Annotated in this window: 19 protein-coding genes; 11 read left to right on the forward strand and 8 right to left on the reverse strand. The window is 60.6% G+C overall.

Going from position 1 to position 11935, the window contains the following annotated elements; translation table 11 throughout:
* Window positions 1-4: 4 nt before the first annotated feature.
* Genes accD through fba form a run of 4 tightly spaced genes read left to right on the forward strand, consistent with a single transcriptional unit; the run spans window position 5 to window position 3473 of the window.
* Window positions 5-886: an acetyl-CoA carboxylase, carboxyltransferase subunit beta gene (accD, locus tag SynA1528_RS03860; protein WP_186587779.1), complete on the forward strand. Its 882-nt coding sequence runs from the start codon at window positions 5-7 to the stop codon at window positions 884-886.
* Complete coding sequence (locus tag SynA1528_RS03865; RefSeq protein ID WP_186587780.1) at window positions 883-1257, forward strand: hypothetical protein; 375 nt, start codon at window positions 883-885, stop codon at window positions 1255-1257. Before accD ends, SynA1528_RS03865 begins: the two co-directional genes overlap by 4 nt.
* A gap of 1 nt (window position 1258) precedes the next feature.
* Window positions 1259-2341, forward strand: coding sequence for a Gfo/Idh/MocA family protein (locus SynA1528_RS03870; RefSeq protein WP_186587781.1), 1083 nt, complete (start codon window positions 1259-1261; stop codon window positions 2339-2341).
* A gap of 58 nt (window positions 2342-2399) precedes the next feature.
* Window positions 2400-3473 (forward strand): class II fructose-bisphosphate aldolase, encoded by a 1074-nt coding sequence (gene fba, locus SynA1528_RS03875; protein ID WP_186587782.1) that lies wholly within the window; start codon window positions 2400-2402, stop codon window positions 3471-3473.
* 49 nt (window positions 3474-3522) lie between these two features.
* Here the strand turns inward: fba and SynA1528_RS03880 are convergent, their stop codons facing one another.
* From SynA1528_RS03880 to SynA1528_RS13200, 5 genes are read right to left on the reverse strand one after another with little or no spacing between them, the layout of a single operon-like run.
* A complete protein-coding gene (locus SynA1528_RS03880) occupies window positions 3523-4488 on the reverse strand; it encodes a S66 peptidase family protein (protein WP_186587783.1) in 966 nt (321 codons plus the stop codon).
* Window position 4489: 1 nt separating this feature from the next.
* Window positions 4490-5143 (reverse strand): phosphoribosylformylglycinamidine synthase subunit PurQ, encoded by a 654-nt coding sequence (purQ, locus tag SynA1528_RS03885; protein ID WP_186587784.1) that lies wholly within the window; start codon window positions 5141-5143, stop codon window positions 4490-4492.
* A complete protein-coding gene (gene purS / locus SynA1528_RS03890; RefSeq protein ID WP_186587785.1) occupies window positions 5140-5394 on the reverse strand; it encodes a phosphoribosylformylglycinamidine synthase subunit PurS in 255 nt (84 codons plus the stop codon). The genes purQ and purS overlap by 4 nt, the downstream gene beginning before the upstream one ends.
* An 18-nt stretch (window positions 5395-5412) precedes the next feature.
* Window positions 5413-5769: a hypothetical protein gene (locus tag SynA1528_RS03895; protein ID WP_186587786.1), complete on the reverse strand. Its 357-nt coding sequence runs from the start codon at window positions 5767-5769 to the stop codon at window positions 5413-5415.
* Between the two features lie 2 nt (window positions 5770-5771).
* Window positions 5772-6410 (reverse strand): mechanosensitive ion channel family protein, encoded by a 639-nt coding sequence (locus SynA1528_RS13200; RefSeq protein WP_353616631.1) that lies wholly within the window; start codon window positions 6408-6410, stop codon window positions 5772-5774.
* A 42-nt stretch (window positions 6411-6452) separates the two neighbouring features.
* On the opposite strand from SynA1528_RS13200, the gene SynA1528_RS13205 reads away from it, so the two are divergent.
* Window positions 6453-6590, forward strand: a complete 138-nt coding sequence (locus SynA1528_RS13205) for a hypothetical protein (RefSeq protein WP_286187894.1) — start codon at window positions 6453-6455, stop codon at window positions 6588-6590.
* A gap of 261 nt (window positions 6591-6851) precedes the next feature.
* On the opposite strand, the gene SynA1528_RS03905 is transcribed toward SynA1528_RS13205, so the two are convergent.
* Entirely contained in the window at window positions 6852-7469 is a 618-nt protein-coding gene (locus SynA1528_RS03905; RefSeq protein WP_186587788.1) for a DUF938 domain-containing protein, read from the reverse strand.
* Window positions 7470-7478: 9 nt separating this feature from the next.
* Window positions 7479-7757 (reverse strand): ArsR/SmtB family transcription factor, encoded by a 279-nt coding sequence (locus tag SynA1528_RS03910; RefSeq protein WP_186588263.1) that lies wholly within the window; start codon window positions 7755-7757, stop codon window positions 7479-7481.
* 98 nt (window positions 7758-7855) lie between these two features.
* Here SynA1528_RS03910 and SynA1528_RS03915 point away from each other — a divergent pair, with 98 nt between their 5' ends.
* From SynA1528_RS03915 to SynA1528_RS03925, 3 genes are all read left to right on the forward strand, one after another.
* The gene (locus tag SynA1528_RS03915; protein ID WP_186587789.1) at window positions 7856-8878 is read left to right on the forward strand and encodes an ArsJ-associated glyceraldehyde-3-phosphate dehydrogenase; all 1023 of its coding nucleotides are present in this window, start codon (window positions 7856-7858) and stop codon (window positions 8876-8878) included.
* Window positions 8875-10128 carry an organoarsenical effux MFS transporter ArsJ gene (arsJ, locus tag SynA1528_RS03920; RefSeq protein WP_186587790.1) on the forward strand — a complete coding sequence of 418 codons (1254 nt, stop codon included), beginning with the start codon at window positions 8875-8877 and terminating at the stop codon, window positions 10126-10128. Before SynA1528_RS03915 ends, arsJ begins: the two co-directional genes overlap by 4 nt.
* A gap of 83 nt (window positions 10129-10211) precedes the next feature.
* A complete protein-coding gene (locus SynA1528_RS03925) occupies window positions 10212-10622 on the forward strand; it encodes a thermonuclease family protein (protein WP_286187942.1) in 411 nt (136 codons plus the stop codon).
* A gap of 302 nt (window positions 10623-10924) precedes the next feature.
* Here the strand turns inward: SynA1528_RS03925 and SynA1528_RS03930 are convergent, their stop codons facing one another.
* On the reverse strand, window positions 10925-11134 hold the full coding sequence (locus tag SynA1528_RS03930; RefSeq protein ID WP_042504215.1) for a DUF8641 family protein: 210 nt from the start codon (window positions 11132-11134) through the stop codon (window positions 10925-10927).
* A gap of 125 nt (window positions 11135-11259) precedes the next feature.
* On the opposite strand from SynA1528_RS03930, the gene SynA1528_RS03935 reads away from it, so the two are divergent.
* The 3 genes from SynA1528_RS03935 to SynA1528_RS03945 are packed head-to-tail and all read left to right on the forward strand — an operon-like array spanning window position 11260 to window position 11931.
* Entirely contained in the window at window positions 11260-11448 is a 189-nt protein-coding gene (locus SynA1528_RS03935) for a PM-15 family protein (RefSeq protein ID WP_186587791.1), read from the forward strand.
* Window positions 11449-11463: 15 nt separating this feature from the next.
* The gene (locus tag SynA1528_RS03940; RefSeq protein ID WP_186587792.1) at window positions 11464-11691 is read left to right on the forward strand and encodes a hypothetical protein; all 228 of its coding nucleotides are present in this window, start codon (window positions 11464-11466) and stop codon (window positions 11689-11691) included.
* Between the two features lie 24 nt (window positions 11692-11715).
* Complete coding sequence (locus SynA1528_RS03945; RefSeq protein WP_502707727.1) at window positions 11716-11931, forward strand: DUF8635 family protein; 216 nt, start codon at window positions 11716-11718, stop codon at window positions 11929-11931.
* The last annotated feature ends 4 nt before the right edge of the window (window positions 11932-11935 follow it).

Here is an 11935-nt window from a genome sequence, read left to right on the forward strand (position 1 = left end):
TCGTGTGTCTCTATTCGACTGGTTCGCTGACCGCCGCAAGGGTCAGTCCACCGGAAAGATCACCCAGGAACCTGAGGATGGCGATGGTCTCTGGAGCAAGTGCCCCGAGTGCGGCCTCGTCGTTTACGTCAAGGATCTGAAGGCCAATGCCAGCGTCTGCGCAGGCTGCGGGCATCACCACCGCATTGATAGCGAGGAACGCATCGCGTTGATTGTCGATCCGGGCAGCTTTCACGCTCTGAATGAGGCGTTGGAACCGACCGACCCTCTGACCTTCAAGGACCGTCGCGCCTATGCCGATCGCCTTCGGGAAAGTCAGGCGGCCACCGGGCTTCGGGACGGGGTCGTCACGGGCCTCTGTCGCGTTGAAGGGTTGGATCTGGCGCTGGCGGTGATGGACTTCCGCTTCATGGGTGGATCGATGGGATCCGTGGTGGGGGAGAAGATCACACGCCTCGTGGAGGAGGCCACCTCGCGGCGGCTGCCGTTGTTGATCGTGTGTGCTTCGGGTGGTGCCCGCATGCAGGAGGGGATGCTCAGCCTGATGCAGATGGCGAAGATTTCCGGCGCCCTCGAGCGCCACCGCGAAGCGGAGTTGCTGTACCTGCCCCTGCTCACGCACCCAACGACAGGGGGCGTGACGGCCAGTTTTGCCATGCTTGGCGATCTGATCCTGGCGGAGCCCAAGGCGTTGATCGGTTTTGCCGGAAGGCGCGTGATCGAGCAGACCCTGCGCGAGAAGCTTCCGGATAACTTTCAGACCGCTGAATATCTGCAGGACCACGGTTTTGTGGACACAATCGTTCCGCGCACCCAGTTGCGCAGCACCCTCGCCAGCCTGTTGCGGCTGCATGGTTGCAAGCCCAAGGAGCTCACCACCGCATGAAAGCCGTTCTCGTCGCCCTGTTCACGGCCCTGCAGCTTTGCTGGGTGATGCCTGCATTGGCGGGCCCGGTGGACTGGGTTGAAGTTCCGTCGACCGAGGCCGGTCTGCAATGGTGGGATCGTGGCAGCGTTCGAGCCGATCGCGACGGTCTCCGCACTGTTCTCAGCCGATTCACCCCGGCTGCCACGGACGATGGTCAGCAGCCCAATGGAGAGTTGTATGTGATGCAGCTGGACTGCGCTCAGGAGCTGTATCGCGACAAACAGGTGAATGGCATTCCACGGTTCAAGGCGGATTGGCAGGCGGCCGGTGCTGATGGGTTGATCGCTTCGGTGATCGATGCTGTCTGCAGCGAACCACTGAACAGCTGACATGAGCCTTCAACCGATCGGCGTAGCTGTCGCCGGCCTTGGTTTTGGCGAGAAGGTGCACCTGCCAGCTCTTCAGGCCAATGCCGATTTATCCGCCGTTGCGCTGTGGCATCCACGCCGGGAACGGTTGGACGAAGCCTGCGACCTTCATGGTCTGCGGGGCTCCGATGACTGGAATGTGGTGCTGGCCGATCCAGTTGTGGAGGCCGTGATCATCGCCACCCCGCCGGAACCGCGCTTTGAGCTGGCCCGCCGCGCCCTGGAGGCTGGCAAGCATGTGCTGCTGGAGAAGCCGGTGGCGCTGCATGCGGATCAAGCCAAGGAATTGCAGCGCCTGGCGATCGCTCGGGGGCGTTCGGTGGCGGTGAATTACGAATACCGGGCTGTGCCTCTGTTTATGCAGGCGAAACGTCTGCTGCAGGCCGGTGCTGTGGGGACCCCATGGCTGGTGAAGCTGGACTGGCTGATGGGCAGCCGGGCGGACCCCAGCCGTGGCTGGAACTGGTACTCGCAGGCGTCCAAGGGGGGCGGCGTGATCAGTGCTCTCGGGACCCACGCTTTTGACATGCTCGCCTGGCTGGTGGGTCCCGTGGCGTCGGTGTCCGCCCTCAATGGAATTTCCATTCGCGAGCGTCCCCTTCACGAGGGAGGGCTGGCACCCGTGGATGCGGAGGACGTTTCACTGATCCAAGCCCGGTTGCAGTGGCAGGGGAGCGCTGAGGCGTCGGTTCCAGCCCAGATCAACCTTGCGTCGGTCGCCCGCAACGGGCGCGGCTGCTGGCTGGAGATTTACGGCTCTGAAGGAAGTCTTGTGCTTGGTAGTGCCAATCAGAAGGACTATGTGCACGGATTTGAACTCCATTGCACCCGGGCTGGTGAGGCTCCCCAACGGATCGAGCCGGATTCCGATCTCACCTTTGACTACACCTGGAGCGATGGCCGGATCGCACCGGTGGCCAGGTTGCAGAGCTGGTGGGCCGAGAGCATTCGCTCTGGAACACCGATGATTCCGGGCCTGGCAGAGGGTGTGGCCAGCCGATTGGCATCTGATCGAGCCACCCTGACTGCCGCTGAAGTTGCGTAACGCGGGGTAATATCGCCGCGATTCGTCCTAGACGACCTAACCCTTCGAGGATTTCACCATGGCGCTCGTTCCGCTTCGGCTTCTGCTCGACCACGCTGCTGAGAACGGCTACGGCATCCCTGCGTTCAATGTGAACAACCTGGAGCAGGTGCAGGCCATCATGGAAGCGGCTGACGAGACCGACAGCCCCGTGATCCTGCAGGCCTCCCGCGGCGCCCGCAACTACGCCGGTGAGATCTTCCTGCGTCACCTGATCCTGGCCGCCACCGAGACCTATCCCCACATCCCCGTGGTGATGCACCAGGACCACGGCAACGAGCCTTCCACCTGTTACTCCGCTGCCATCAACGGCTTCACCTCCGTGATGATGGATGGCTCTCTGGAGGCCGACGCCAAGACTCCCGCCAGCTACGACTACAACGTTGCCGTCACCAAGCAGGTGGTGGACTTCGCCCACTCCGTGGGCGTGAGTGTGGAAGGCGAGCTGGGCTGCCTGGGTTCCCTGGAAACCGGCAAGGGTGAAGCCGAGGACGGCCACGGTTTCGAGGGCGAGCTGTCCAAGGACATGCTGCTGACCGATCCAGCTGAAGCAGCTGATTTCGTCGCCAAGACCAAGTGCGACGCCCTGGCCATCGCCATCGGCACCAGCCATGGCGCTTACAAGTTCACCCGCAAGCCCACCGGTGAAGTGCTGGCCATCAGCCGCATCGCTGAGATCCACAAAGCCCTGCCCAACACCCACCTGGTGATGCACGGTTCCTCCTCCGTACCCCAGGAGTGGCTGGAGATGATCAACAAGCACGGTGGTGCCATCCCCGAGACCTACGGCGTTCCCGTCGAAGAGATTCAGGAAGGTATCCGCAACGGTGTGCGCAAGGTGAATATCGACACCGACAACCGTCTGGCCTTCACCGCTGCCGTGCGTGAAGCCGCCATGGCTGATCCCGCCAACTTCGATCCCCGCCACTTCAACAAGCCTGCTCGCAAGTACATGAAGCAGGTCTGCCTCGACCGCTACCAGCAGTTCTGGGCCGCCGGCAACGCCAGCAAGATCCAGCAGCAGAGCATCAACTACTACGCCGGCCTCTACGCCAAGGGCGCTCTCGACCCCAAGGCTGCCGTCGCTGCCTGATCACCACGATCCAAGCATCAAAGGGGCCCTTCGGGCCCCTTTTTTTGTGTCAAGGCAGCAGGTCCAACAAGCCCCTCCGACCATCCAGTCGTCCCATGGCTCCGAGGGGCAGCGCCTGATTGGGCAGGCCATGGCCCACAGGAAGATTGAGCGCGAGGGGGATGCCCAGATCTCCCAATCGTTCCTCCAGGATTTCTTCCATCGTGAAATCCCCCGGAAGAATGTCGTCCTCGTCCCAGCTGAAGCGTCCGCAAGCGATGCCAACAACGTTGTCGAGCAGCCCGGCGCTGCGCCATTGCGTCAGCATCCGATCGATGCGGTAAGGAGCTTCGCCCACGTCTTCGAGCACAAGGATGGCTCCCTGCAGTGATGGCAACCAGGGGGTGCCGATCAGGTGCGTTGCCACGGTGAGATTGGTCACCACCAGAGGTCCTTCGGCCACACCCCTGCGAACGCCGATCCCCTCCAGTGATTCCACGGGGCGCCCACACAACAGATCAACCGTGCGCCGCCACTGCTCATCTGGTCCGCCGTTGGATCCATGGATCGCTCCCGGCAGGCCGGCAGCCCACTGGGCGAGCAGCAGGGAGCTGGAATCGGAAAAGCCAAGGCTCCATTTCGGCCGCCGTGGAAAACGGAATCCTGACTCCAGCACCCTGGCGCTGCCCCAGCCTCCCCCGAGGCTGATGACGGCATCCACACCAGGGTCATGCCAGGCCTCCAGCAGTGCTGCACGGCGATCGCGATCCGTGCCGGAGAAATAGCGCCACTGCCCCTTGACGTCAGTCGGGATGTCCAGCAGCCAACCCTCGGCGCGGCAGCGCTCGCGCAGGGGGGTGAGATCCCTGTCTGGATCCATCCAGGTGCCAGGGTTCACGGCCCTCAGTCGGGCTCCTCGCCTCAGAGGTCTGGGCCAGGCAGCACGGCCTGGGCCTGATGCGATGGCACGGTTGGAGGCCAGAGCTGCCAAGGCTGCCGTCGCTCCTGAGATCAGCAGCGAGCGGCGGTTCGGCATCTCAGCTCAGCAGGCCCTGAAGCAGGACGCGACCATCGGTCCCGCCGGTGGCAGGGTCGCAGGCCCGCTCCGGATGGGGCATCAGCCCCAGCACATTGCCGGCGTCGTTGGTGATGCCGGCGATGTCCCCAACAGAGCCATTCGGATTGTGTTGATAGCGAAGGGCGATGGCATCGCCATCCTGCAGTTGCTTGAAGGTGTCCTCCGAGCATTGATAGCGGCCTTCTCCGTGGGCAATCGGCAGCGTGAGCGCTGTGTCTGTTCCGTAGTGCTGCAGCCAGGGTGTGCGGGAGCTGGCCACCTGAAGCGGTGCGTCCTCACAGATGAAATGAAGATCCCGGTTGCGGGTCAGGGCCCCCGGCAGCAGTCCCAGCTCGGTCAGCACCTGGAAGCCGTTGCAGATTCCCAGGATCCGTCCCCCTGCTGCCGCGAAGCCGATCAGCGCCTGAAGGGCTGGGGCGAAGCGGGCAATCGCACCGCAGCGGAGATAGTCCCCATAGCTGAAGCCCCCGGGCAGCACCACGGCATCAAGGCCGCTCAGATCCGTTTCCTCATGCCAGATCCTCCGGGTGGGCATGCCGAGGCATCCTTCTGTCGCCCACTGCACATCGCGGTCGCAGTTGGAGCCGGGAAAGACAAGGACGCCGATGCTCATGAGTCCTGCAGCTCCAAAGACCAGTCTTCAATCACTGGATTGGCCAGAAGGCGGTCGCTCAGCAATTCCAGCCGGCGGCGCGCTTCTTCGGCATCAGGGGCGTCCAGTTCCAACTCGACGGCCTTTCCGATCCGCAGCTTGCTGATGCCCTCCACCCCCAGGCGCTCAGCGGCTCCGCGGGTGGCTTCACCAGCAGGATCGAGCACCGAGGGGCGCAGGCGCACAAGGACGCGGGCTTGGTAACGCGGCACGGTGACCAGCAGGGCTGCTCAAATCCTGCCAGACCGTTCCGGATCAAGAATCAGAACACCGGATTCGGTGCAGGCCACACTTGTTACAAGACGCGTGTTTCGGCGATGTCGGTGTTCACCGTTCCATGCTCCAGTTGTGGTGCGGCTGTGGAGATTCCGGGTCGCCTCGGCTTCAAATTGAAAAGTTCCGGTGCCGGCAGGCTGCTCTGCCGACGATGCCGGCAGAGCAGCTTTCTGAAGGTGAGGCGGCAGCAACTGGCTCGCGACGTTGGCAATCAGACCCTGCTTCAACGGTCTGTCCCCTGGGCAGCCGTGCTGATCAGCCTGGCCCTGACGGCGGGCCTGGTGTGGTGGCACCAGGCTCATTCGAATCATCCTCAGGATGCTTTGCCTGAAAGGGTGTCGCCTTCGAGGTAAAGGGTCTGGCTCGGGAAGGCAAACTCGATGCCCTGCTGCGCGAAGGCTTCCATAATCCCCAGATTGATGGCCTGCTGCGCATTCAGAGCCGTGGTGTAATCCCTTGTATTGATGTAATACACAAGCTCAAAATTGAGACTGGAGTCGCCGAATTCGGTGAAGTGGCAGCGGCTGAAATTTGTGTTGTCAACCCCATTGATCACCTCTTCAATCATGGATGGGATGGCTTTCATCTGATCCACTGTGGTGTCGTAAGTGACGCCGAGTGAGTAGATCATTCGCCGGCTGCTCATGTCGGCGAAATTCAGGATTGTCGTGTTGGTCAGCGCTGAGTTGTTCATGACCACGATTTCCCCTCTCAAACTGCGCAGATGTGTCGAGCGGACGCCGATGCGTTCCACCGTGGCCCAGGTGGAACCCGCATTGATGAACTGACCTACCGTGAACGGCTTGTCCAGCAGGATCATCAGATAGGCGAACAATTCCTGGGCAGGATCTTTCAGGGCCAAGCCAATACCGATGCCACCAGCACTGAGCAGTGCCCAGATGGCGGCAAGTTTGACACCAAGGCTCTGAAAGAGCACCAGCGCACCGATCATCCAGACCAATGCCTTGATGAGGGGCTTCAGGCTGATGAACAGTTGCTGGAGGTCATCTCCTGCCCGCTGGGAAATGCCCTCGATAAAGCGAAGTCCAACCCGATTGGCAAAACGGACGAGCACGACCGTGCCAAAGATTCGCAACAGAACGTCGTAGGCCCGTTTGATGTCATTGGGTAGGCCGAGGTCGTCCTGGACCAGGATGAGAACAACAATGATTCCGAACGGAAGAACGGAATCAGAGAGTGCACGAAGGACGAAATCATCGAAATCGCCAGGCGTTTTTCGAGTGAACCTCGGGAAGACGTTTCGCAGCAGAAAAGACACCACCAGGGTGATAGCGAACCCAACCAGAACGTGGATTAGAAGATTAGTCAGGTTCAAGCCAGACTCGAAAACTTTGGGTGATTCTGTGGGACGTGCCAAGGATTGGCAACATCCTCAGCTTCTTTTGAGCACCAGAGTGTTGTTGTTTGCAGGCATCTCATGACAGCCGATGGTGTCCATGGGGAGAGGTCCCAGCAGGGAGTCAATCCATTGCAGATCCCGCAGCCCCCAGAGGGGGTTGCGTTGTCGTAACGAGACGTCGAAGGCGGCATTGCTGGCACTGGTCTGACGCCCGTTGCGGCAAAACGGTCCGTAGATGATCAGCAATCCATCCTCCGGGAGCCGCTCGCAGGCTTCCATTAAGAGCGCTTCCGTGCAGGTGGGTGGGCTGATGTGCAGCAGATTGATGCACACCATGGTCTTCAGATCGTCAGTGACATGGCTGGGGAGGCTCCATGGTCGTTGCTCGACATCCAGTTCAAGGGCATGGGGCATGACGTGATCCAATCCGGCATGGCGGATCCAGCTGTTGATGCTGGCGCGGTGATCGGGGTTTGGATCGCTTGCCTGCCAACGCAGTCCTGGGAAGCGTTGCTGGAACGCCACCGCATGTTCCCCGCTGCCGCTCGCAAGTTCGAGCACTACCCCACGCGCCGGCAGCATCCTTTCGAGCAGATCCCCGATCGGCTCTCGGTTGCGCTCCGTGGCAGGGAAGAACAAGCGCTGATCCATGGATACGGCTCACTCGGAACAGGGTGAAGCTGGTTGCGTGCAGCAACCGCGCAGGTTGGCCAGCCACTGTTCGAGTGCGGACAGGGCATGGGGTTCCAACCGGTAATAGATCCAGCGACCGCTTTGGCGATCTGCCAGCAGCCCCGCCTCGCGCAGCACCCTGAGGTGAAAGGAGAGCTTGGATTGGGAGAGGTTGAGATCTGTGGTCAGATCACACACGCAGCGTTCCCCATTCGCCAGAGCATGGATCACCTCGAGGCGAATCGGGTCGGCCAAGGCCTTGAGCATTTGCCTGGACTGGTCGGTGCTGAGGGTGTTCTGAATCACAGGAGCTGCTTCCCTCGACCTGTTTGGATCAACATAATTTGATTGATTGCGAGGCAGCCATGCGGATTGGCATCAACGGCTTTGGACGGATTGGTCGTCTGGTGTTCAGGGCCCTCTGGGGCAGACCTGGCATCGAACTGGTGCACGTCAATGATCCCGCGGGCGACGCGGCCACGGCGGCCCACCTGTTGGAGTTCGATTCCGTCCACGGTCGCTGGGATCGAAGCATCACCAGCAGCGCCGATGGATTCAGCGTTGAGGGATCCCAGCTCACCTGGTCCAGTCAAAAGGATCCCACCGCTGTGCCCTGGACCGATCGGGGTGTGGAGATGGTGCTCGAGGCCAGCGGCAAGATCAAGACGCCGGAAACCCTCAATCCCTATTTCGATCAGCTGGGCCTCAAGCGGGTGGTGGTGGCCTGTCCCGTGAAGGGTGAGGTGGCTGGTGAAGAGGCCCTCAACATCGTCTACGGCATCAACCATCACCTGTATGAGCCGGCGCGGCACAAGTTGGTGACAGCCGCTTCATGCACCACCAACTGCCTGGCACCGGTGGTGAAGGTGGTGCACGAGAGCTTCGGCATTGAGCACGGAATGATCACCACCATTCACGACATCACCAACACCCAGGTGCCGATCGATGCCTTCAAGAGTGATCTGCGCCGAGCCCGTTCCGGACTCACCTCACTGATCCCAACCACCACCGGCTCGGCCAAGGCAATCGCGATGATTTTCCCTGAGCTTAAGGGCAAGCTCAATGGTCATGCCGTACGCGTGCCTCTGTTGAACGGCTCTCTCACCGATGCCGTGTTCGAGCTCAATCAAAGCGTCACGGTGGAACAGGTGAATGCTGCGTTCAAGGCCGCTTCAGAGGGGCCGTTAAAAGGAATCCTGGGCTATGAAGAGCGCCCGTTGGTGTCCTGCGATTACACCAACGACAACCGCAGCTCGATCATCGATGCCCTGTCGACGATGGTCGTGGATGACAACCAGCTGAAGGTGTTCGCCTGGTACGACAACGAGTGGGGCTACAGCTGCCGCATGGCAGATATCACCTGCCACGTGGTGGGGCTGGACGCGTGAAGCTCTCCGCTCTTCAGCAGTACGGCATCGTCACCGCCAACTACTGGGCGTTCACGCTCACCGATGGTGCCCTGCGAATGCTGGTGGTGTTCCATTTCCACCAACTCGGCTACACCACCCTCGAGATTGCATTCCTTTTTCTCTTCTACGAATTCTTCGGGGTGGTCACCAACCTCTACGGGGGGTGGATCGGTGCGCGCTACGGCCTCCGGCTCACCCTCTGGGTGGGCACGTTGCTGCAGATCCTGTCGCTGGTGATGCTGATTCCTGTCGCAGCCAGCTGGCCGAAGCTGCTGAGCGTGGTTTACGTGATGGTGGCCCAGGCCATCAGTGGGATCGCCAAGGACCTCAACAAGATGAGTGCCAAGAGCGCTATCAAGACGGTGGTGCCGGAAACGCCAGACGATGAACAGCAGGGTCAGAAACAGCTGTTCAAATGGGTGGCGATCCTCACCGGATCGAAGAACGCGCTCAAGGGCGTCGGCTTCTTCCTGGGCGGTGTTCTGCTGACGCTGTTTGGATTCAATGCGGCCGTGGGCTGGATGGCTGCCGGTCTTGCCCTGGCCTTCCTGCTGACACTGGTGCTGCCGGGTGAGATCGGAAAAATGAAGTCCAAGCCGGCTTTCTCATCCCTGTTCTCCAAGTCCGAGGGCATCAACAAACTCTCTCTGGCCCGCTTCTTCCTGTTCGGTGCCCGTGATGTCTGGTTCGTGGTGGCACTACCTGTGTTCCTGGAGGCTTCCCTGGGCTGGAACTTCGAGCAGGTGGGTGCCTTCATGGGCACCTGGGTCATCGGTTACGGCATCGTGCAGGGGTCGGCTCCTGCCCTGCGACGACTCTGGGGGCAGACCTCTTCACCTGGGGTCGCGGCCGTGCAGTTCTGGAGTGCTCTGCTCACCGCCATTCCCGCTTTGATCGGAGTCGCGCTCTGGCGTGATGCCAACGTTGCCATTGCCATTACCGCTGGCTTGGCGGCATTCGGGGTGGTGTTCGCGATGAACTCCTCCATCCACTCCTACATGGTGCTTGCCTACACCGATGCCGAGAGTGTCAGCCTCAACGTGGGTTTCTATTACATGGCCAACGCTGCGGGACGTCTGATCGGGACCCTGCTGTCGGGGGCAGTGTTCATGCTCGGTCGCACCGAATCCGGTGGCATGCAGGCTTGCCTGTGGACATCGTCACTGCTTGTGCTGTTGGCCTGGTTGAGCAGCCTGCGGCTTCCTGCTCCCCTGAGGACTGTCTCTTGAAACGGTCCATCGCAGCTGCTTGCTTTTACAGTCTGCTGCTGCAGTGCCCTGCCTTGGCCCAGGAAAGAGCGAAGGTTCTGAGTGTGCATAACGGACAGCAGCTGTTGATTGAAATCAACGGTCAGGGCCGAACGCTTCGTTTGGCATGCTTGCAAGCCCCCCGCAGCCAACAGCAGCCTTGGTCTTCTCAGGCTTTTGCGGTCATGCAGGAGCTGGTTCGTCCTGGGGTTGAGGGTGGTTTTGAACTCAGGGCGAGGGATGTTTACGGTCGTCTTGTGGATCGTTTCTTGATCAACGGTCGGGACCTTGGTGCCGACCTGGTCCAACGCGGCGCGGTGTTCGCCTGGGATGGGTTCTTGGGCCGATGTGATGACCTTGCCTACGACACCATCGAGGCCGAGGCCAGAGCATCTCGACGAGGTGTTTGGTCTGCGCCAAAAGGGCTGCAGCGGCCTTGGGACCTGATGGAAGATTCAAACGACGGAGAGCCTTGAGATCCGTGAGTGAAGGCTGAGGAATTTCGAATCAGTTGCGATCTGCCGTCTCTTGATTGATGCCAAGCGATCCTTGAAGGATGTTCGGAAGACGTTGGCGGCGGTTCACAATCAGTTGGAAGGGATGCATGATCTGAAGCGAGCCGGCCGTGCCGGTATGTCCTCCCGATCCTCGTCCTCGTGTTCGAAAACGATCGACGTCCTGGCTGGTTGAACTGGTTGTTCCTGGCGATGTTCCTCTGGTCGTCCTGGCAACTGGTGGGGTTCTGGGCGCAGCAGCTTCATCGCTGAGCCCAGCTGGATCAGGCGAAGCTCACCAGACGGATCGTGCCCCAGAGGTCGAACACGCAGAAGATCAGTCCAATCACGATGATGTCCCAGGCGCGATGACGGATCGCCCAAGGGGCCAGGAACAGTTCGGCAATGCCATGAAGTGCTGTGCCAAGAGCAATGTGCTCCAGCACAAGCAAGCCATGGGCGAGCAGGAATAAACCGCTGGCCACACACCGCATCAGAACTTGCCAGTTTCCAAGCAAAATCTTGTTTTCTGGCATTGGTCAAGAAGATTACGTGGGTTGCGCTCGCGGCTCAAGGGCTGAACGGGCCACAATGTAACAACTCTGTTACATCTCTTCTCATGACCCTCGGCGAAGTTCTCCTCACCTCCCTGAGCAGTGGTGTGATCACTCAGGACGAGGTCGACTGGGTGGCCTCCCATCAGCACCGCTTCAGTCGGGAGGAGGTGGCCTCGGCACTCCGCCTCGGTCGGCTCATCGATACCGGCAACGTTAATCTGGGGTGCCGCCTGCCCGCATCCTTGAATTGACGGCAAACTGGCCCCATGCGCAAAGAACGCTGCTGGGTCTGGTTCCGTGGCGGTCTGAATGAAGCCAGCCGCTGGGTTGGTGGATTTCAGGCCACCACGGACGCTGAGCCAGGAGTTCTGATTCAGCATCCGGGCTATCGGGACGCTCGCGTGCCCTCATGGCGTGTGACCACCAGTGAGCCTGCTGATCTGAACTCTCCTCCTGCTGGTCTGGATGAATCCGGACCGTGGCAGTTCTTCTGATCCACGCCATCAAGCAAAATGGTGATGAGTTCATGGCTGGGCCCTGTGGCAACTGCTGCTGAGAAGAAAGACATCGTCAAGAAGCGCCTGCAGGAGCTGCGCAACATGTGTCGCGACCACTACGCGGTGGTGGCAGAGGAAAGCACGATGCCTGACCCGGCTGATGTGCGGGCCACAAATGCAAAACTCCAGGAGCTGATGGATCTCTTGGACGGGAAAGCCAAGTGGGACGACGCCTGAAAAA

Origin of the sequence: Synechococcus sp. A15-28, assembly GCF_014280175.1 — a bacterium.
Taxonomy (GTDB): domain Bacteria; phylum Cyanobacteriota; class Cyanobacteriia; order PCC-6307; family Cyanobiaceae; genus Parasynechococcus.

What these genes read in the sequence shown, in the direction of transcription:
- SynA1528_RS03870 (WP_186587781.1), top strand. Translation starts at nt 1,259, where the DNA reads ATGAGCCTTCAACCGATCGGCGTAGCTGTCGCCGGCCTTGGTTTTGGC.
- SynA1528_RS13200 (WP_353616631.1), bottom strand. Translation starts at nt 6,410, where the DNA reads ATGATCGGTGCGCTGGTGCTCTTTCAGAGCCTTGGTGTCAAACTTGCC.
- SynA1528_RS03945 (WP_502707727.1), top strand. Translation starts at nt 11,716, where the DNA reads ATGAGTTCATGGCTGGGCCCTGTGGCAACTGCTGCTGAGAAGAAAGAC.
- SynA1528_RS03905 (WP_186587788.1), bottom strand. Translation starts at nt 7,469, where the DNA reads ATGGATCAGCGCTTGTTCTTCCCTGCCACGGAGCGCAACCGAGAGCCG.
- SynA1528_RS03880 (WP_186587783.1), bottom strand. Translation starts at nt 4,488, where the DNA reads ATGCCGAACCGCCGCTCGCTGCTGATCTCAGGAGCGACGGCAGCCTTG.
- SynA1528_RS03895 (WP_186587786.1), bottom strand. Translation starts at nt 5,769, where the DNA reads ATGATTCGAATGAGCCTGGTGCCACCACACCAGGCCCGCCGTCAGGGC.
- fba (WP_186587782.1), top strand. Translation starts at nt 2,400, where the DNA reads ATGGCGCTCGTTCCGCTTCGGCTTCTGCTCGACCACGCTGCTGAGAAC.
- SynA1528_RS03930 (WP_042504215.1), bottom strand. Translation starts at nt 11,134, where the DNA reads ATGCGGTGTGTGGCCAGCGGTTTATTCCTGCTCGCCCATGGCTTGCTT.
- purQ (WP_186587784.1), bottom strand. Translation starts at nt 5,143, where the DNA reads ATGAGCATCGGCGTCCTTGTCTTTCCCGGCTCCAACTGCGACCGCGAT.
- SynA1528_RS03935 (WP_186587791.1), top strand. Translation starts at nt 11,260, where the DNA reads ATGACCCTCGGCGAAGTTCTCCTCACCTCCCTGAGCAGTGGTGTGATC.
- SynA1528_RS03940 (WP_186587792.1), top strand. Translation starts at nt 11,464, where the DNA reads ATGCGCAAAGAACGCTGCTGGGTCTGGTTCCGTGGCGGTCTGAATGAA.
- SynA1528_RS03865 (WP_186587780.1), top strand. Translation starts at nt 883, where the DNA reads ATGAAAGCCGTTCTCGTCGCCCTGTTCACGGCCCTGCAGCTTTGCTGG.
- SynA1528_RS03910 (WP_186588263.1), bottom strand. Translation starts at nt 7,757, where the DNA reads ATGCTCAAGGCCTTGGCCGACCCGATTCGCCTCGAGGTGATCCATGCT.
- SynA1528_RS03915 (WP_186587789.1), top strand. Translation starts at nt 7,856, where the DNA reads ATGCGGATTGGCATCAACGGCTTTGGACGGATTGGTCGTCTGGTGTTC.